This is a genomic window from Mycobacterium sp. E2699, from assembly GCF_001666745.1.
Taxonomy (GTDB): Bacteria; Actinomycetota; Actinomycetes; order Mycobacteriales; family Mycobacteriaceae; genus Mycobacterium.
Genome location: NZ_LZJH01000131.1, coordinates 1 through 1203 on the forward strand (window position 1 = coordinate 1; position 1203 = coordinate 1203).

General features: G+C 62.2%; 1 protein-coding gene. It reads left to right on the top strand.

Features of this window, described 5'->3' with window-relative positions:
- Positions 1-48 precede the first annotated feature (48 nt).
- Positions 49-1203, top strand: a 1155-nt coding sequence (locus tag A5696_RS22485; protein ID WP_067883204.1) for an IS30 family transposase, incomplete at its 3' end; no start/stop codon positions are given.

A 1203-nucleotide genomic window follows, 5' to 3' on the forward strand; every position in this document is an offset into this window, starting at 1 on the left:
CGCGGATTCATACGGTCAACGCAACATCCACTGATTTTGGAGGTTGCTATGCCGCGTGGTCATCCGATTGCGAGGTCGGTCAAACGTCAGCTTTTCGATCTGGTCTGTCAGGGCGCGGCCGTAACGCGGGCGTCGTCGGAGTTGGGTGTGTCGCGCAGTACTGGGTGGGTTTGGTGGCGCGACGCTGGTGCGATGGAGCTACTTAAAGGCACAGGTGATCATGGTTTAGCCGACCCGGGAGATTTATCCAGGCCGGGCGGGCGGGGCCATCGGCTCAGTTTTGAAGAACGCATCGAGATCATGCGCGGCCGCGACGCTGGTCTGAGCCCGGCTGATATCGGTGAACTGCTCGAACGGGACCGGACAACAATATGGCGTGAGATCAAACGCAACTGTAATGCCGACGGGGATTACCACGCCGGCATGGCTCATGCCCGCGCGACGCGCAAAGCGCGTCGGCCCAAGGCATTTAAGCTCGTCGATCATCCGCTGTGCGGGAGCATCGAGGCGTGGATGGGCGATGGGTGGAGCCCCAAGCTCATCGCTGATGTGTTGGCCCGCGATTACCTCGCTGACAAGCTGATGAGGGTGAGCCACGAAACCATCTACCAGTGCCTGTATGTCCAAACTCGTGGCAGTCTGCGCGCTGATTTGCACAAATACCTATCGACGAAGCGCTCAGCGCGCAAGACTCGTGGCCATCCCGGGCGCACCGGGGTATATGCCCCGGGTGAGGTATTCACCATTAGCGACCGGCCCGCCGAGGTCGAGGATCGTGCCGTACCGGGGCACTGGGAAGGCGATTTGATCCTGGGCGCCGGCCATGGCAGCGCTATCGGCACCCTCGTGGAGCGGGCCACCCGGTTCACCATCTTGCTGCACCTGCCCAGCGATCACACCGCCCAGACGGTGGCGGCCGCGATGATCGAGGCGATGAGCGAGCTGCCCGAGCACCTACGGCGGTCGCTGACCTGGGACCGGGGCAGCGAAATGGCCAACTGGGAGCACATCCAGCTGCAGCTGGGCTTACCGGTATTCTTCTGCGACCCGCATTCCCCATGGCAGCGCGGCACCAACGAAAACACCAACCGGCTCTTGCGATTCTGGTTCGAAAAGGGCACCGACCTCAGCGGCCACACCAAAGCCGATCTCAAACACATCCAAGACAAGCTCAACAGCCGGCCCCGGCCGACCCTGAACCTC